The sequence below is a fragment of the Caulobacter sp. SLTY genome (genome assembly GCF_009905535.1).
In the GTDB taxonomy this organism is placed as follows: domain Bacteria; phylum Pseudomonadota; class Alphaproteobacteria; order Caulobacterales; family Caulobacteraceae; genus Caulobacter.
Genome location: NZ_JAAALA010000019.1, coordinates 52,081 through 68,156, shown reverse-complemented (window position 1 = coordinate 68,156; position 16,076 = coordinate 52,081). Strand labels below are relative to the sequence as shown.

The 16,076-nt window shown below is 67.8% G+C and carries 17 protein-coding genes and 1 other RNA gene; 5 read left to right on the top strand and 13 right to left on the bottom strand.

The window, feature by feature from the left end; translation table 11 throughout:
* Positions 1-72: 72 nt before the first annotated feature.
* From GVN21_RS12465 to GVN21_RS12455, 3 genes are read left to right on the top strand one after another with little or no spacing between them, the layout of a single operon-like run.
* Positions 73-1,083, top strand: coding sequence for a polyprenyl synthetase family protein (locus tag GVN21_RS12465; protein ID WP_240902906.1), 1,011 nt, complete (start codon positions 73-75; stop codon positions 1,081-1,083).
* 3 nt (positions 1,084-1,086) lie between these two features.
* Entirely contained in the window at positions 1,087-2,223 is a 1,137-nt protein-coding gene (locus tag GVN21_RS12460) for an HWE histidine kinase domain-containing protein (RefSeq protein ID WP_346764260.1), read from the top strand.
* Entirely contained in the window at positions 2,220-3,167 is a 948-nt protein-coding gene (locus tag GVN21_RS12455) for a glycosyltransferase family 9 protein (protein ID WP_205690060.1), read from the top strand. Before GVN21_RS12460 ends, GVN21_RS12455 begins: the two co-directional genes overlap by 4 nt.
* On the opposite strand, the gene GVN21_RS12450 is transcribed toward GVN21_RS12455, so the two are convergent.
* Positions 3,164-3,601, bottom strand: a complete 438-nt coding sequence (locus GVN21_RS12450; protein ID WP_166575072.1) for a GNAT family N-acetyltransferase — start codon at positions 3,599-3,601, stop codon at positions 3,164-3,166. The genes GVN21_RS12455 and GVN21_RS12450 overlap by 4 nt on opposite strands.
* Complete coding sequence (locus tag GVN21_RS12445; protein WP_166575071.1) at positions 3,598-4,254, bottom strand: phytanoyl-CoA dioxygenase family protein; 657 nt, start codon at positions 4,252-4,254, stop codon at positions 3,598-3,600. The genes GVN21_RS12450 and GVN21_RS12445 overlap by 4 nt, the downstream gene beginning before the upstream one ends.
* Before the next feature lie 59 nt (positions 4,255-4,313).
* On the opposite strand from GVN21_RS12445, the gene GVN21_RS12440 reads away from it, so the two are divergent.
* The gene (locus tag GVN21_RS12440; protein WP_166575070.1) at positions 4,314-4,715 is read left to right on the top strand and encodes a YccF domain-containing protein; all 402 of its coding nucleotides are present in this window, start codon (positions 4,314-4,316) and stop codon (positions 4,713-4,715) included.
* 51 nt (positions 4,716-4,766) lie between these two features.
* On the opposite strand, the gene fumC is transcribed toward GVN21_RS12440, so the two are convergent.
* A complete protein-coding gene (gene fumC / locus GVN21_RS12435; protein WP_166575069.1) occupies positions 4,767-6,155 on the bottom strand; it encodes a class II fumarate hydratase in 1,389 nt (462 codons plus the stop codon).
* An 82-nt stretch (positions 6,156-6,237) separates the two neighbouring features.
* Between fumC and GVN21_RS12430 the strand changes: the two genes are divergently transcribed.
* Entirely contained in the window at positions 6,238-6,594 is a 357-nt protein-coding gene (locus GVN21_RS12430) for a RusA family crossover junction endodeoxyribonuclease (RefSeq protein WP_166575068.1), read from the top strand.
* Here GVN21_RS12430 and GVN21_RS12425 read toward each other — a convergent pair.
* The 10 genes from GVN21_RS12425 to GVN21_RS12380 form a co-directional block, all read right to left on the bottom strand.
* A complete protein-coding gene (locus GVN21_RS12425) occupies positions 6,591-6,983 on the bottom strand; it encodes a hypothetical protein (RefSeq protein ID WP_166575067.1) in 393 nt (130 codons plus the stop codon). The genes GVN21_RS12430 and GVN21_RS12425 overlap by 4 nt on opposite strands.
* 123 nt (positions 6,984-7,106) lie before the next feature.
* Entirely contained in the window at positions 7,107-9,224 is a 2,118-nt protein-coding gene (locus tag GVN21_RS12420) for a beta-lactamase family protein (RefSeq protein ID WP_240902905.1), read from the bottom strand.
* A gap of 51 nt (positions 9,225-9,275) precedes the next feature.
* Complete coding sequence (locus GVN21_RS12415) at positions 9,276-10,058, bottom strand: C13 family peptidase (protein WP_166575065.1); 783 nt, start codon at positions 10,056-10,058, stop codon at positions 9,276-9,278.
* Between the two features lie 10 nt (positions 10,059-10,068).
* Positions 10,069-10,539, bottom strand: a complete 471-nt coding sequence (locus tag GVN21_RS12410) for a PaaI family thioesterase (protein WP_166575064.1) — start codon at positions 10,537-10,539, stop codon at positions 10,069-10,071.
* Positions 10,536-11,012, bottom strand: a complete 477-nt coding sequence (locus tag GVN21_RS12405) for a ClpXP protease specificity-enhancing factor SspB (RefSeq protein ID WP_166575063.1) — start codon at positions 11,010-11,012, stop codon at positions 10,536-10,538. Before GVN21_RS12405 ends, GVN21_RS12410 begins: the two co-directional genes overlap by 4 nt.
* A gap of 92 nt (positions 11,013-11,104) precedes the next feature.
* Positions 11,105-12,571, bottom strand: coding sequence for a pyruvate kinase (pyk, locus tag GVN21_RS12400; RefSeq protein WP_166575062.1), 1,467 nt, complete (start codon positions 12,569-12,571; stop codon positions 11,105-11,107).
* 218 nt (positions 12,572-12,789) lie between these two features.
* Positions 12,790-13,152: a transfer-messenger RNA gene (gene ssrA / locus GVN21_RS12395) on the bottom strand.
* 2 nt (positions 13,153-13,154) lie between these two features.
* Positions 13,155-13,574, bottom strand: coding sequence for a pyridoxamine 5'-phosphate oxidase family protein (locus GVN21_RS12390; RefSeq protein ID WP_166575061.1), 420 nt, complete (start codon positions 13,572-13,574; stop codon positions 13,155-13,157).
* Positions 13,575-13,631: 57 nt separating this feature from the next.
* Positions 13,632-14,183 (bottom strand): acetolactate synthase small subunit, encoded by a 552-nt coding sequence (gene ilvN / locus GVN21_RS12385; protein WP_166575060.1) that lies wholly within the window; start codon positions 14,181-14,183, stop codon positions 13,632-13,634.
* Positions 14,183-16,012, bottom strand: coding sequence for an acetolactate synthase 3 large subunit (locus GVN21_RS12380; RefSeq protein ID WP_166575059.1), 1,830 nt, complete (start codon positions 16,010-16,012; stop codon positions 14,183-14,185). Before GVN21_RS12380 ends, ilvN begins: the two co-directional genes overlap by 1 nt.
* Between the last annotated feature and the right edge of the window lie 64 nt (positions 16,013-16,076).

The window sequence follows — 16,076 nt, the reverse complement described above, 5'->3', positions numbered from 1 at the left end:
CCTGACCTATCCCGACCCTATGTTAGCCGCAACGGCGAGGCGCCGGGGCGGAGTATCGAGGAGTCGCAGGTTTTGGACGCCGTGAACGCCGCCGTGGCCCGCAAGCCCGCCTCGGTCGACCTGTTGGTCGATCTGGGGACGGCGGACATGGAAGGCGTCAACGCCCTCATCTCCGCGCGCATGCAGAGTCCGGTGGCGGTTATCCCGGCGCTGGCGGATCATCTGATCAACGCCGGCGGGAAGCGGCTGCGGCCGCTGCTCACCGTGGCCTCCGCGCGGCTGGCCGGGGCCACAAACGACGCCTGCCTGAAGCTGGCCGCCTCGGTCGAGTTCATCCACACGGCCACCCTTCTGCACGATGACGTCATCGACTCCTCGCAGTTGCGCCGGGGCAAGGTGGCGGCGCACCTGATCTGGGGCGCGCCGTCGAGCGTTTTGGTCGGCGACTATCTCTTCGCCCGCGCTTTCGAGCTGATGGTCGAGGCCGGGTCGCTGCGCGCCCTCGACATCCTGGCCAAGGCCGCGGGTGTGATCAGCGAAGGGGAAGTGCTGCAACTTACCCGCGCACACGATCTTAACCTCTCCAAGGACATCTATCTGGAGATCATCCGCGCCAAGACGGCCGAGCTGTTCGCGGCGGCCGCCGAGGCGGGGGCGGTCAGCGCCGGAGCCTCGGAGGAGCAGCAGCGCGCCATGCGCACCTACGGCATGAACCTAGGCCTGGCCTTCCAGCTGTCCGACGACGCCCTAGACTACGGCGGCGCCACCGAGGACCTGGGCAAGAACGCCGGCGACGACTTCCGGGAAGGCAAGGCCACCTTGCCGCTGCTGCTGGCCATCGCGGCCACCGGCGCGCAGGAAGCGGCCTTCTGGGAGCGCACCATCGGGCGGCGCGAGCAGGACGAGAGCGACTTCCTGCGGGCCCGCGAGCTGATCCGGCTGACGGGCGCGGGCGAGGCCACGCTGGACCTGGCGGCCGAGTTCGCCGAGGAGGCCAAGGCGGCCCTGGGCGTCATGCCGACCGGCGACTGGCGTCGGGCGCTGGAAGAGTTGGCCGATTTCGCGGTCACCCGGAGCGCTTAGAGCGTGGGCGCCGCTCAGTCCCTGGTCGGCCCATCGCCCCTGTCCCTGTTGGTTCACGCCATCGAGCAGCTCAGCAGCGCCAGAACCATCGAGCAGATCGCCGAGGTGGTGCGCACCAGCGCCCGGCTGATGTCCGGCGCCGATGGCGTAACCTTCGTGCTGCGCGATGGCCAGTTCTGCCACTACCTGGACGAGGATGCGGTCGGGCCGCTGTGGAAGGGCCGGCGGTTTCCGCTGGAGACCTGCATCAGCGGCTGGTCGATGATGCACCGGCAGACGGTGGTCATCCCGGAAATTCGCGATGACGCGCGCGTTCCGCAGGACGCCTACAGCCCCACCTTCGTCCGCAGCCTGGTGATGACCCCGGTCAGGCCGGCCGATCCGCTGGCCGCGATCGGAGCCTATTGGGACCACCCGCGCCAGCCGACGGACGAGGAGGTCGAGGCGCTGTCGATGATGGCCCGGGCCACCGCGACGGCGATCGAAAACGTCCAGCTGCTGTCCAGCCTGGAGCAGTCGCTGGCCCGGCGCGAGGCGCTGATCCGGGAGCTGGACCACAGGGTCAAGAACACCCTGGCCGCCACCCTGTCGATCGCCAACCAGACCCTGCCGACCGCGACCTCGGCGGCGGCCTTCGTCGAAAGCTTCAACGGCCGGCTCATGGCGCTGTCGCGGGCGCACGAGATTCTCGCCCATCGCGACTGGGCGGGGGCGACGCTCAGCGAATGCCTGGACCGCGTGATCCGCTCGGCGCCGGAGCTGGACCAGGGCCGGCTGCGGCTGAACGCCGATTGCGGGGTGATCGCCAACGAGACGGCGGTCAGCCTGATCCTGGCGCTGCATGAACTGCTCGACAACGCCCGCCGGCATGGGGCCCTGAGTGCGCCGTTCGGGACGGTCGATCTGGAACTGGCTTTTGCGGACGACCGCTTTCGGATGACCTGGACCGAACGCGGCGGGCCGATCGTCTCGGCCCCCGCGCGCCGGGGCTTCGGGTTGCGGCTGGCCGAGATGGGCCTCGCGCGAGACTTGGGCGGCAAGGCCGAGGTCCGGTTCGGCAGTGAGGGAATGGTCTACGCCCTGGAGGCGCCGGTCAGCGTGCGGATCATGCCCATCGCGAAGGGAGCGACGGCGGCGTGAGCGAGCGGGTCCTGGTGATCAAGCTCTCGGCGCTCGGCGATTTCATCCAGGCCACCGGCCCGATGAAGGCGATCCGGGCCGCCCACCCGAATGCGCGACTTACCCTGCTGACCACCCCACCGTTCGAGGCCATGGCCCGGGCAACGGGATGGTTCGATGAGATCTGGACTGACGGCCGCCCGTCCTGGAGCAATCTGGCCGGCGTGGCCCGCCTGATCGGGCGGATGCGCCGCGCCCGGTTCGACCGCGTCTACGACCTCCAGACCCAGGGTCGGACCGTCCGCTATTTCCAGCTGCTCTGGCCCCCTCGCCCGCCCTGGTCCGGCAACGCCCCCGGCGCGGCGTTCGAATACAGCGGCCCCGACCGCGACCGCCTGCACGTCCAAGACAGCCAGCGCGAACAGCTGCGGCGGGCGGGCATCGCGGTCGTGCCGCCGCCCGACATCGCCTGGCTTACCGGTCAGGCCGAGCATCGTCCATCTGAACCCTTTGCCCTGCTGATCCCCGGCGGCGCCCCGCACCGCCCGGCCAAGCGCTGGCCCGCCGACCGCTACGGCGCCCTCGCGAAGGCGCTGGCAGGGCAGGGGATCACCCCCGTTGTGCTCGGCCACGGCCCCGACGAGCAGGCCCTGGCCGACACCATCCGCGGGATCGAGCCCTCGTCCGTGTTGCTGGTCGGCCAGACCAGCTTCGGCGACATCGCCGACCTCGCCCGCCGCGCCGCCCTCACCATCGGCAACGACACCGGCCCCGCCCACATCGCCATTGCCGCCGGCTCCCCTGGCGTGGTGCTATTCTCAGCGGAGAGCAACCCGGCCCTCAGCGCACCCCGGCCGGTGCGGGAGGGGCAGGCTGTGGAGATCCTGCGGGAGACGGACTTGGCGGATATGTCGGTTGAGGCAGTCCTGGAGAGCGTTGAGCGGCTCGGAGTAAGGCGGGTTTAGCCCCGCATCTTGTGTGTATGCCCCGTCACCTCGACCGGTGAAAATCCCATCGCTTCCCAGAAGAGCGGCGCCGCCTCGCCGGCGCGGGCGTTGGCCGTCAGCAGGCGGGCGGCCTGCAATCCCTGCTGGATCATCGCTCCGGCCAGCGCCTGGCCCACGCCCTGGCGACGGAAGGCCGGTGCGACATAGAGGCGGCGCATACGCATGGCGGGTTCGGCCAGGTCGGACTGCGGTGTGACCCCACCGATGCCGGCCAGCTCGCCGTCGATGTAGGCGGCGAAGAGCGCACCGGGGTCGTCGAATCGTTGAGTCCCCGCCCGCCACTGGTCGGCGAGGAGCGCCATGTTGCGCACTCCCTCCTCGGCGGCATGGGCGGCGAGCAGGGGAAAGGCGTCGGGCAGGGTGTCCACGACCCGGACCAGGACGAGGCTCATGGATCGACGCCCAGCCATTCCAGGCCGCCCGGCAGGTCGGCGGCGGCGAAGTCGACCTGCAGCACGCGTCGGCGAACCGGCGCCGCCGAGCGGTCGGAGGCGTGCAGGATCGGGGTGCTGTAGGCCCAGACGTCCCCCGGCTCGGCGAGGCAGGTCAGGATGGGGTGCGCCATGGCGATGCGGGCGGCTTCGGAGGCGGCGATCTGGCCGAGGCGGTGCGAGCCGGGGGCGACTTTCAACGGCGCGTTGTCAGTCCCGCAAGGATCGAGATGCAGGCGCAGGGTGACCATGCTGTCCAGGACCGGCATGGGTGGCGCGACGTGGGCCAGACCATGTTTGATCGTCCAGGGACCAAAGCCCTCGACCTCGCGCCGGGTCCGCACAGCGATGGTGCGGTCCTGATGCCAGCCCAGAGCCCAGTTCCGATCCGCGGTCTTGTCGAACAGCATGGCCCGCACCGGGAAGGCCGGCTCGCCCATCAACGGGCCTGCGATGGCGGTCAGTGGCGCCAGCCGGGCGGCCAGCCCTGGAAGCAGGAGCCGTCGCCCTGGTCCGTCCGTTGCAAGACCGGCCAGATCGGCCAGCGCCGCGGCCGTCACCGCTCCGCGGAACGGCAAAACGCCGTCGCGGTCCCAGGCGAGCCCCTCGCGCATCTCGACAACTGTCCCGATATGCATCACCTCAAGGATAAGCCCGCTGGAGACCCCACGCCATGATCCGCCTGATCCTCAACATTCTGTGGTTCATCCTGGGCGGCTGGCTGTCGGGCCTGTTGTGGCTGTTGGGCGGGGCAATCCTGGCGATCACCATCGTCGGGCTGCCCTATACCTTCGCTGCCTGGCGGATCGCGGCCTTCTCATTCTGGCCGTTCGGCAGGGACGTGGTCAGCCGTGAAAGTCTTGGCCAGGCGGACGTCGGCACGGGGCCGCTAGGCTTCGTGCTGAACATCATCTGGTTCATCTTCGCGGGCTGGTACATCGCGCTCAGCCACCTGCTGATCGCCGTGGCCGAGTTCGTCACGATCATCGGCATCCCCTTCGCCCTGAAGGACCTGCAGCTGGCCAGGCTGGCGCTGGCGCCCGTCGGGATGACGGTGGTCGAGAAGCCCAACTAGTCCCGCTTCGGCGCCTCTATCCAGTAGCGAGGGTAGTCGACGACGCGTCCATCAGCCGGGGCTGATCATCTTCTCGGGCCGCACCGCCTCGTCGAACTCCGCGTCGGTCAGGTAGCCGCCGCCGACGGCTTCCTCGCGCAGGGTGGTGCCGTTCTTGTGGGCGGTCTTGGCGATCTTCGCGCAGGCGTCGTAGCCGAGCTTGGTGTTCAGGGCGGTGACCAGCATCAGGCTGTTGTTCAGGCCGCGGGCGATGTTGTCCTCGCGAGGCTCGATGCCGACCACGCAGTTGTCGGTGAAGCTGATCGCCGCGTCGGCCAGCAGGCGCACCGATTGGAGGAAGTTGTAGGCCATCACCGGGTTGAAGACGTTGAGCTCGAAGTGGCCGCTGGCGCCGGCGAAGGTCAGCGTCGACTGGTTGCCGAACACCTGGGCGCAGACCATGGTCAGCGCTTCGCACTGGGTCGGGTTGACCTTGCCGGGCATGATCGAGCTGCCGGGCTCGTTCTCCGGCAGCGCCAGTTCGCCGAGGCCCGACCGCGGGCCAGAGCCCAGGAAGCGGATGTCGTTGGCGATCTTGAACAGGCTGGCGGCGACCGTGTTGATGGCGCCGTGGGTGAAGACCATGGCGTCGTGGGCGGCCAGGGCCTCGAACTTGTTGGGGGCGGTGGTGAACGGCAGGCCGGTGATGCCGGCGATGCGCTCGGCGACACCTTCCGCAAACCCGATGGGGGCGTTCAGGCCGGTGCCGACGGCGGTGCCGCCCTGGGCCAGTTCCATCAGCTTGGGCAGGGTCAGCTCGATCCGCTCGATGCCGTTGGCCAGCTGCTGGGCATAACCGCCGAATTCCTGGCCGAGGGTCAGGGGGGTGGCGTCCTGGGTGTGGGTGCGGCCGATCTTGATGATGTGGGCCCAGGCCTTGGCCTTGGCGTCGAGCGCGGCGTGCAGGTGCTTGAGGGCAGGCAGCAGGTCGTGGACCACCTGCTCGGCGGCGGCGATGTGCATGGCCGTCGGATAGGTGTCGTTCGACGACTGGCTCATGTTGACATGGTCGTTGGGATGGACCGGCTTCTTGCTGCCCATCTCGCCGCCCAGCATCTCGATGGCGCGGTTGGAGATCACCTCGTTGGCGTTCATGTTCGACTGGGTGCCCGACCCCGTCTGCCAGACGACCAGCGGGAAGTGATCGTTGAGCTTGCCTTCGATGACCTCGTTGGCGGCCGCGACGATGGTCTTGGCCAGATCGCCGTCGAGCCGGCCCAGCGCCGCGTTGGTCTCGGCGGCGGCCCGCTTGACGATGCCCAGCGCCCGGACGACCGAGGCCGGCTGCTTCTCCCAGCCGATCTTGAAGTTGCCGATCGACCGCTGCGACTGCGCCCCCCAGTATTTGGAGGCATCGACCTCGATGGGGCCGAAGGTGTCGGTCTCGGTGCGGGTGGTCATCGGCGGGTCCCTGAAACAAACGTTGGCAGGGGTTTAGCGCCGGGACGCGAGACTGCAAGACCGGGCGCGGCTAGAAGGCCTCATGACCGACGACTGGACCCATCACGGCAAGGTTCGCGCCCGCGAGATCGGCGGGGTGCTGGAGATCGTGGTCGATGGGCTGACGACCCAGGCGCGGTACTACAAGCCGCTGATCTATGAGTTCTTCCGCAAGAGCTGGCGCGGGTCGCGGCCGGCCTGGGGGGAATTCGGGGTCGAAATCTGGATGGACTACACGGGCGACCCGCCGTGGATGGATCTCGACAACCTGGCCAAGGCGTTGCTGGACGCCATCAAGGGCTATGCCTTTCACGACGATGCGCAGGTCGCCCGGTTGCTGGTCGAGCGGCGGCAGGGCGAGCGGGAGCGGATCACCATCCGCGTCACCAAGCTGGGTTAGCCGTGGGCGCGGGGCGCCGGCTTTTCCAGGGAGAGGCCGATCAGGGCCAGGTAGCCGACCACCAGGAAGGCGGCGTAGCGCCCTTGGCTGACTGCTTCCAGTTCAGGAAACAGGGTGTCCAGATTGAACACCGCCAGCAGGCCGCCGATCAGGCCCGGCAGGAAGAAGGCCAGGGCCGGGAAGAAGCGCTTGCGGCGCGAGGTTCGGCGAAGCCGGGCGGTGAAGCAGAAGGCGACCAGCATGGCCCCGGTCGCCATTGCGGCGTTCAGCACATAGAACCAGAAGCTGCTTTCCAAGATGCCGCCCCCGAAGGCGCCGTAGAAAGCCGTAACCGCCAACCAAGTGATCGCGCCGGCGATCCCGTAGGCGAAAGCGTCCCCTTTTGACACGACACAACCCCTTACCCACTGGCGATAAGGGTTGCGTTGCCAGGGCCGTGCCGACAAGGGGCCGTGCGGCAAATCTTTGTGAATTGTTAAGGATAGCGGCGCTTTGCCGCTATCCAGGCAGGATCAGTTCGCCCAGGGGAAGATGGCGCCCCAGAAGGCCAGCACGATCGAGAACAGCAGGAACACCCCGGCGGTGAAGGTGAACCGCAGCTTGCGGCCCTGGGTGAAGCTGTCCACGCGGCGTCCGCCTTGCCAGACGAAGGGCGTCAAACCCACCACCAGCACGCTCAGGAGGGCGGCGACGAAGCCGCAGGCCGAGGCGGTGAGCAGCAACGGGCCGGGCCAGTCGTAGAAAATGGCCGCGATGTCGCCGGTCTTGCCGAACCAAAGGCCGAAGGCGGCCAGCATGATCAGCCAGAGCACCGCCTGGATGGTCTGGATGAGGCTGGCGCGGGCCTGGATCGTGGTCTGGCGCAGGTTGAGCCGCAGCCGCACCAGCGCCCCGCCGACGGTGATCAGCGAGGCCAGGCCGGCCAGCAGTACCGCCCATATCAGCCACGCCGTGCCTCCGAAGAAGCCCAGCCGCTTGGAATAAGTCGATGCGGCGCTGTCGTACCAGCCGACCGCGCGACCGTTCTCCATGCGGAACGCGATCACCCGGCTGTCGGCGACTGACTGGAACCGGCCTTCGCGATCAAGTGGCGTCCAGACCGAGACGTCGCCGAAGTCCCTGATCACCAGCTGACCGCCGCCATCGACCGAGACGGTCGTGCGGGCGTTGAACAGGCCGATGAACTTTTCCATGCCGTGGAAGGCGCGGCGTGAGGACAGGTACTGGCCCGCGAAGGCGCTCTGGTTGTCCTTCAGCCATTGCGAGGGCGCGACGGCGCGTTGTCCATCACCGCCGACGTAGAAGCGCTGGATGATCCGGCCCGGCAGGCTGCTGGTCAGGGCGCCGCCCGCCTCGGTGTTGACGCCTACGAACACACCCAGGCCTAGCTCCGGCACAATGGTCATGTTGGAGCGGAAAGACAGGGTCGCCCCGTTGTGGCCGTAGCCGGTGCGGCCGCCAGGCAGCTTGAATTCCATGAAGCCATGGGCGAATCCGCCTGAGCCAGGCAGTGCGCGGTCCTGGACCGTGCGGAAGCCCGTGGATGTCTGGGGCTTGAAGATGGTCGCGCCATCCAGGGCGCCGCCGTTCAGCAGCATGACCATGTAGCGGGCCATGTCGGCCGCGGTCGAGGAGCCGCCGCCCGCCGGCGCCACGTGGCTGCTGAACTCGTAGGGTCGCTTGACGAACCGCGTACCGGACCAGCGATAGCCCTCGGCCAGGTTGGCGGCCAGGTTGGCGGGCATCGGCGCGGGCAGGCCGTCGCGGGCCGGGTAGGGGTCGCGGAAGGTGGTGCTGGCCATACCCAGTGGACCCGTGATCTCCTGCTCGATCATCTGCTCGTAGGTCTTGCCAGACAGCCGCGCCGCGGCGGCGCCGGCCAGGTTTGACCCGTAGTTGGAATAGGCGGGGGTGGTTCCAGGCTCCCAGATCCGCCGTGGCCGTTCCTGGCGCAGGTAGAGCAGCTGCGGCCGAACCCGGTCGGCGTCTTTCTCGAACAACTGGCCGAGCGCCCGATCCTCGAAACCCGGACGATGGTTCAGCAGATCGATGACCCGGACCTCCCGTGCGAAGCCCTGGTCATGCACCCGCACGCTTTCCGGCAGGTAGAGGTTGATCGGGTCGGTCAGCCGCAGGCGGCCTGCCTCGACCTGGCGCATCACCGCGATCCAGGTGAAGGTCTTGGAGATGGAGGCCAGCCGGAACAGGCTGCGGTCCGGATCGACCCGGCGGGCGGGCGACAGCCGGTCGAAGCCGTAGCCCTTCTTGAGCACGACTTGGCCATTCTGGACGACCGAGACGGTGACGCCGGCAATCTTGCGGCCGGCCATGGCTTCGCCGACCACGCCATCGACGTAGGCCTCGAGTTGAACGGGATCGAGCGGCGTCACCGGGGCGACCACGGTAGGGGTCGGGACGACCGGCGCGGCGGGCGCAGCGACCGGACGCGGAGCAGCCGAGCGGGTCCTTGCCGGCGGCGTTTTCGGAGTGGCTGCCGGCCCGGCGTAGGGAATCGGGGCCGGGGGCAGGGGAGCGGGCGCCTCTTGCGAGAAGCTGGTCATCGGACCGGCCCCGACGACCAGCGAAAGCACAGCCGCCAGGCCGCCCTTGAGGAGCGATTTCAGCCTCAACCCAAACTCTCCCTCACCCATCCTGGCTGCGACGGGCCCTTAGGGAGAGGCCTATCCGCCCTTGCGGAAGGCGTAAAGCGGGAGCAGCGGTTTGATGCCGTCGCCGATCCAGATTTGCGGTTCGGAGGGCGGCGACATGCCGGTTTCCCGCTCCATGCGCGAGACACAGCCGCTGACGGCGGTGGCCAGGACGGCGAAGTCGCGCGCCTTCTGGGCCTCCTCCAGGAAGCACTGGTCGAAGTAGGGATAGACACTGCTTTCACCGCAGCCGAAGGAGCTGCGGTCCTTGCGGGCTGCAGTCATCACCAGCCTGTCGCCCTTCTGCAGGTGGGGCACGTTGACGCCCGAGAAGCAGGTCGAGACCACCACGATGGTCGGGCGGTTCGGGCAGGCGCTGTCGACGATCTCGGCCATCACCACCGGAAAGATGATCTGCTGGTCCTGTTCCCTCTCGGCGTTGAGGAAAGCGCCGTATTTGGCCCCGTGAGAGGTGAAGTAGAACAGGCAGCCGCCCTTGGCCTTGCCGGCGAGGTCCTTGAGGCCGTTCTGGACCCCGAACAGGGTGCTGCGGCCGGGCTTGGTGTCCTGGTAAAGCTGCGGCCGCACCGAATAGGTGCGGATGTTGGCGGGCGAGAAGCCCATCCGGTCGACAAGGGTCTTGGCGATGTCCCGCCGCGCATTGTCGAAGGTCTCGGTCGGTCCCCCACGGGCGCCGACGAAGTCGCCGGCCACGACCACCGCCGCCCAGTCGGAAAAGCCCTTGGGCGCCGCCGGCGCCGCGCCGGCCAGGGCCAGGGCTACGACCCCGGCGATGGTTGCGATGGTGCGCTTCATCAACTCGCCCCTATTTCCTGAAGCTTTTGAACGGTGTCGGCATGGCCGTGGCGGTCGCCTTGGCCAGCAGACGGTTCTGGTCATCGTATAATTCGCCTTCCAGGAAGGCGATGGTCTTGCCCCAGCGTACCACTTTGCCAACGCCGCGCAGAGGGCCGGGCATGGCGGGCCGGAGGAAGCTGGTCTTCATTTCCAGCGTGGGCATGACGCAGGTCATGCCGGAAGCGACCAGCCCGGCGACCGACATGCATTCGTCGAGCATGGCGCAGACATAGCCGCCCTGAACCTGGCCCATCGGGTTGGCCAACAGGTCGGCGCGGGCCTCGAACGAAATATCGACCCGCTGTTCAGCCTGGCTCACCGCCTCGACTCGGAAGCCGAGAGTCCGGGAGCCGCTGGGCAGCGACTTGGCGCTGTGGAATCGCTGAAGGATCGCCTCGTCGCTGAGCGTTTCAGCCATGTCCGAGGCGATTTCGCTCATTTCTTGCGGAACTGGTCCAGCGAAACGACCTTGGGCTCCTCACCGCCCTCGGCGGCCGGCGCGGCCTCTTCGGCCTCGTCCTCGGCCAGGGTGTAAACTTCCGGCGCCTCGAACTGCAGGCCGAACTGGACGTAGGGGTCGAAGAACCGCACCACCGCCGCATAGGGAATCGACAGCCGCTTGGGCTGGCCGCCAAACTTCAGGGTGACGGTGAAAAAGGTCTCGCCCGGCGCCAGGTCCCAGTACTGGTGCTGCAGGATGATGGTCATCTCGTCAGGGTACTTGCTCAGCACCTCCGGCGGGCCGGACACACCCGGCGCCTGGGTCTTGAAGGTGATGTAAAAGTGGTGATCGCCCGGCAGGCCGCCGGGCGCCGCGGCCCGCTTCAGCGCCGCCTTGACCACCCCGCGCAGAGCGTCCTGGGCCATGGCCTCATAGTGCATCAAGTCCTGGGGGGGCTTGTCCTGAGCCATAAGCTGCACACGTTCCTGCGTCTTGAAGCCGCAACCTAGCCGGTCGCGTGGCGGTCGCAAAGACGCTCATTCAGGGGGCGAGGGGCGAAAGGCTATTTCTCGTCACCGGCGGGGCTCGGCTGTTCGCGCGAGACGGTGGCCACCCGCAGGGCGTTGGTCGATCCGGGGGTGTTGAAGGGCACGCCGGCGGTGACCACGATCTCGTCACCCCAGGTGGCGAAGCCTTCGCGGCGGGCGGTCTGCAGGGCGCTCGACACGGCGGCGGTCATGGTGTCGTGCGGCGGAATCTGAACGGGATGGACGCCCCAGACAAGCGCGAGGCGGCGCGCGGTCTCGATGATCGGGGTCAGGCCAAGGATCGGCGCGGTCGGCCGCTGGCGGGCGATGCGAAGGGCGGTGGAGCCGCCATGGGTGAAGGCGCAGATCACTTTGGCGCCGCTGCTGTCGGCTACCGCCCGGGCGGCGGCGGCGATCGCGCCGGCCGAGTTGGTCTCCGGGGCCAGCGGGCGGTCGTCGATCACCCGGCGCCATTCCTCGTCCCGCTCGGTGCGGGTCAGGATGCGGTCCATCATGTCGACGGCTTCAAGCGGGTACTGCCCCGCCGCCGTCTCCGCCGACAGCATCACCGCGTCCGCCCCCTCGAACAGCGCCCCAGCAACGTCGCTGGCCTCGGCGCGGGTCGGGGTAGGGGAGCTGATCATGCTCTCCATCATCTGGGTGGCCACAATCACGGGCTTTCCCAGTTCGCGGGCCTTGCGGACGATGCGACGCTGGGCCAGCGGCACCTCCTCGGGCGGCAGCTCGACCCCCAGGTCGCCGCGGGCCACCATCACCGCATCGCTGAGCGCGACGATCTCGTCCAGGTTCACCAGCGCCTGCGGCTTTTCCAGCTTGGTGAGGATCCATCCCCGGCCGCCGACCAACTCACGGGCCTCGACCACGTCCTCTGGCCGCTGGACGAACGACAGGCCGACATAATCGACCCCGGCTTCCAGGGCGAAGGCCAGGTCCTCACGGTCTTTCTTGGTCAGGGCCGGAATCGGCAGCATCACGTCAGGCACATTGACGCCCTTGCGGTCGCTCAGGCGCCCGGCGACCAGCACCGTGGTCTCCAGGTGATCCTCACGCACATGATCGACGCGGAGTTTGAGTTTCCCGTCGTCGATCAGCAGGTTCATCCCCGGCGTCGCGGCGTTGATGATCTCCGGGTGCGGCAGCTGCACTCGGCGCACATCGCCAGGCGTCGGCGACAGGTCGAGCCGGAACGCCTGGCCCTTCTGCAGGGTCACGTGGCCGCCGCTGAACCGGCCGATTCTCAGCTTCGGCCCCTGGACGTCGGCCAGCACCCCGATCGGATGTCCGGTCTTCTTCTCCAGCGCCCGGATCCAGGCCAGGTTCTGGGCGTGGGCGGCATGGTCGCCATGGCTGAAGTTCAGCCGGAACACATCGGCCCCGCCCTTGTGCAGCGTCTCGATCATCTCAGCCGAAGCCGAGGCCGGCCCAAGCGTAGCGACGACCTTGGCGCGACGGCGGCGCAGGATGTGGTGACGACCGGGCATTGAGGCTCCCAAGCGCGAGCCGGTTGGGAGGTCTTGCGCGCCTCTCCGCCGGCTTCACGGAATTCCGTTGCTGCGGGCTTTTCGCCCGTCTGTCAGAGCGTCCGGAACTGGCCTGTATCGCCGGGCAGGTCAACGCTCACGGCGGTCACGGGCGGGTTACCGGCCACGGATCCGTGATGTACCGCCGGTCGGGGCAGACGTGGCCCCTAGACTTGAAAGGTGGGGAGATTCTGTTGCCAGGCTCCCCCCGGGCCCCGCCTGAAGGTGCTAAACCCGCAGGGCTTTAAGGCGAATTCGCCGGCACCGCATTACGCGGCGACAGCAAACTCTTCAGCGAAGTTATCGTTCGCAGTTAGTTAAAGACCCGAAACGGTGGGTCAAGCCGAGAGAAAGCAATCACCTTTACACGTCTGTCGATGCTGATCGGCCCCGCGCTTCCCGTGATAACTCGGGAGAGATTGGTGGAGCCGCCGGGAATCGCACCCGGGTCCAGTCCGCTTATTACGTGCGCGTTTATCTCCATAGTCCGAGCAAGCCCGAACACCTTCAATATAGGCGCTCGGGCCGCCGAACGAAAGGGGCGTTATCGGACGGTGAGTTCACCCTCGTCCATCTTGTCCCAATAGCGGATCTTGTCGGCGTGGACCTTGATCAGGGTCAGGCCGGCGGTGTCGATGCCGTCCTCGAACCAGGCGTCGAGATCCTTGGTCCAATGGTCCTTGAAGGCGGCCTTGTCCTGGATCAGTTCGGCCGTGCCATCGACCGAGGCCCAGAAACCGTGCTTGCCGGTGAAGCCCAGGTTGACGTTCGGGTCGGCCTTGATCTGAGCGACCACACGCTTCTCATCGGTGGTGAAGAAGTAGGAGTCGCCGTCATAGTCCACGTCGCCATTGTTGCTCATCGGCCGGGCGTCCAGGTCGCCGCCGGGCTTCTTGGTCGTCAGGATGGCGATGTCGATGTGCTTGAATTTCTTGGCGATGTCCTTGAGGTCGAGGTCGCTCATGGTGGTCTCCGGAGTTGGGGGTCGGCAAGCACAACGCCCGTCCCCGCAACCGGCTCCCTACATGGCGTCTGGGCCGCGCTCGATAGACAGAACCCCAGTGCGAGACAGCTCGACCAGGCCCAGCGGCCGCATCAGCTCGACGAAGCTGTCGATCTTGCCCGGCGCCCCGGTGATCTCGAAGACGAAGCTCTCCGACGTGGTGTCGATCACCTTGGCACGGAAGATTTCCGACACCCGCAGCGCCTCGACCCGGTCGGCCCCGGCGCCCTTTACCTTGACCAGCGCCAGCTCGCGCTCGACCCCGTTGGGATCACGGGTGACGTCCTGAACGCGGCGGACGCTGACTACCTTCTCGAGCTGCGCCTCGATCTGCTCGAGCACATGGTGGGCGCCGCGGGTGACGATGGTGATCCGGCTGGTGTGGGCCTTGCGGTCGGTCTCGGCGACGGTGAGGCTGTCGATGTTGTAGCCCCGCGCGGCGAACAGCCCGACGACGCGGTGCAGCACACCGGCTTCGTTATCGACCAGCAGGGCGAAGGTGGCGAGCTGTTCAACCTCGGTCTCGTGGGCAAGGTCGTAGGCGGAGGCGGGTTGGGCGGGAAGACTCATCAGACCAGCCTACGCCCGGCCTCGTCGATCACCGAGCCCAGATCGTCCAGTTCCTCGGGCAGGATCATCTCGTTGTGCGCCTTGCCGGAGGGGATCATCGGCAGGCAGTTCTCCGCCTTCTCCACGCGGCAGTCGAAGATCACCGGGCCGGGGTGGTCGATCATCTCAAGGATGGCGGCGTCCAGCGCGGCCGGGTCGGCGCAGCGGATGCCCTTGGCGCCATAGGCCTCGGCCAGCTTCACGAAGTCGGGCAGGCTGGAGGAGTAGCTGTGGCTGTAGCGCTGGCCATGCAGCAGCTCCTGCCACTGGCGGACCATGCCCATCCATTCGTTGTTGAGGATGAAGATCTTCACCGGCAGGTCGTACTGCACCGCCGTCGACAGCTCTTGGATGCACATCTGGATGCTGGCTTCGCCGGCGATATCGATGACCAGGCTGTCGGGGTGGGCCAGCTGCACCCCGACGGCGGCGGGCAGGCCGTAGCCCATGGTGCCGAGGCCCCCGGAGGTCATCCAGCGGTTGGGCTCCTGGAAGCGATAGAACTGGGCGGCCCACATCTGGTGCTGGCCGACTTCGGTGGTGATGTAGGTGTCACGGTCCTTGGTCAGCGCATACAGCCGCTCGATGGCGTACTGCGGCTTGATGGTCGTTTCGCTCTTGCCGTAGCGCAGGCATTGCACCGCGCGCCAGCCGTCGATCTGCCGCCACCACTCGCCCAGCGCCTCGCGGTTGGGCTTGTGGCCGGCGGCTTTCCAGGCGGTGACCAGGTCGCTCAGCACGCTGCCGGCGTCGCCGACGATGCCGACATCGACGCGGACGTTCTTGTTGATCGAACTGGCGTCGATATCGATGTGGATCTTCTTCGAGCCCGGCGAGAAGGCGTCCAGCCGCCCGGTGACCCGGTCATCGAACCGCGCCCCGACGCAGATCATCACGTCGCAGTCATGCATGGCGTTGTTGGCCTCGAACGTGCCGTGCATGCCCAGCATGCCCAGCCAGGCCGGATCGGCCGCCGGGAAGGCGCCCAGCCCCATCAGGGTGGAGGTCACCGGTGCCCCGGTCAGGGCCGCCAGCTCGCGCAGGGCGGCGGCGGCTTCGGGGCCGGCGTTGATCACCCCGCCGCCGGTGTAGAAGATCGGCCGCTGGGCGCCGGCGATCAGCTTGGCCGCCTCGGTGATGCGGGCCGGATCGCCCTTGGTCCGGGGGCTGTAGCCATGGCCGAAAGTCACCTCGTCGGGACCCTGGTAGGCCCCGCGGGAGAACTGCACGTCCTTGGGGATGTCGATCAGCACCGGCCCCGGCCGGCCGCTGGTGGCGATGTGGAAGGCCTCGTGCAGGATGCGCGGCAGGTCGCGGACGTCCTTCACCAGGTAGTTGTGCTTGGTGCAGGCGCGGGTGATGCCGACCGTGTCGGCCTCCTGGAAGGCGTCGGTGCCGATCAGGTGAGTCGGGACCTGGCCGGTCAGCACGACCATGGGGATCGAGTCCATCAGCGCATCGACAATGCCAGTGATGGCGTTGGTCGCCCCCGGCCCGCTGGTCACCAGCACGACGCCCGGCTTGCCGGTCGAGCGAGCGTAACCCTCGGCGGCGTGGGCGGCGCCCTGTTCGTGGCGCACCAGGATGTGGCGCAGCCGGTCGCCGTGGGTTTCGTTGTCCTGGAACAGGGCATCATAGATCGGCAGCACCGCCCCGCCCGGATAGCCGAACAGCACCTCAACCCCCTGATCGATCAGGGCGCGGACCACCATCTCGGCGCCGGTCAGGGTGTCCAGTTGGACGGCGGGCGCCTCGCTGGCGGGGGTTTGGGCGGTTTGCTGTTCGGTCATCTGTCGGTCTCGGGAGGCAGGGGTCGTTCGGGCAACAAAAAAGGCCCGCGGGGGGCCTTTGGCG

Coding starts and splice junctions, on each gene's coding strand:
- GVN21_RS12415 (WP_166575065.1), bottom strand. CDS start 10,058: ATGAAGCGCACCATCGCAACCATCGCCGGGGTCGTAGCCCTGGCCCTG.
- GVN21_RS12450 (WP_166575072.1), bottom strand. CDS start 3,601: ATGAGCCTCGTCCTGGTCCGGGTCGTGGACACCCTGCCCGACGCCTTT.
- GVN21_RS12440 (WP_166575070.1), top strand. CDS start 4,314: ATGATCCGCCTGATCCTCAACATTCTGTGGTTCATCCTGGGCGGCTGG.
- GVN21_RS12445 (WP_166575071.1), bottom strand. CDS start 4,254: ATGCGCGAGGGGCTCGCCTGGGACCGCGACGGCGTTTTGCCGTTCCGC.
- GVN21_RS12410 (WP_166575064.1), bottom strand. CDS start 10,539: ATGAGCGAAATCGCCTCGGACATGGCTGAAACGCTCAGCGACGAGGCG.
- pyk (WP_166575062.1), bottom strand. CDS start 12,571: ATGCCCGGTCGTCACCACATCCTGCGCCGCCGTCGCGCCAAGGTCGTC.
- GVN21_RS12430 (WP_166575068.1), top strand. CDS start 6,238: ATGACCGACGACTGGACCCATCACGGCAAGGTTCGCGCCCGCGAGATC.
- ilvN (WP_166575060.1), bottom strand. CDS start 14,183: ATGAGTCTTCCCGCCCAACCCGCCTCCGCCTACGACCTTGCCCACGAG.
- GVN21_RS12380 (WP_166575059.1), bottom strand. CDS start 16,012: ATGACCGAACAGCAAACCGCCCAAACCCCCGCCAGCGAGGCGCCCGCC.
- fumC (WP_166575069.1), bottom strand. CDS start 6,155: ATGACCACCCGCACCGAGACCGACACCTTCGGCCCCATCGAGGTCGAT.
- GVN21_RS12405 (WP_166575063.1), bottom strand. CDS start 11,012: ATGGCTCAGGACAAGCCCCCCCAGGACTTGATGCACTATGAGGCCATG.
- GVN21_RS12390 (WP_166575061.1), bottom strand. CDS start 13,574: ATGAGCGACCTCGACCTCAAGGACATCGCCAAGAAATTCAAGCACATC.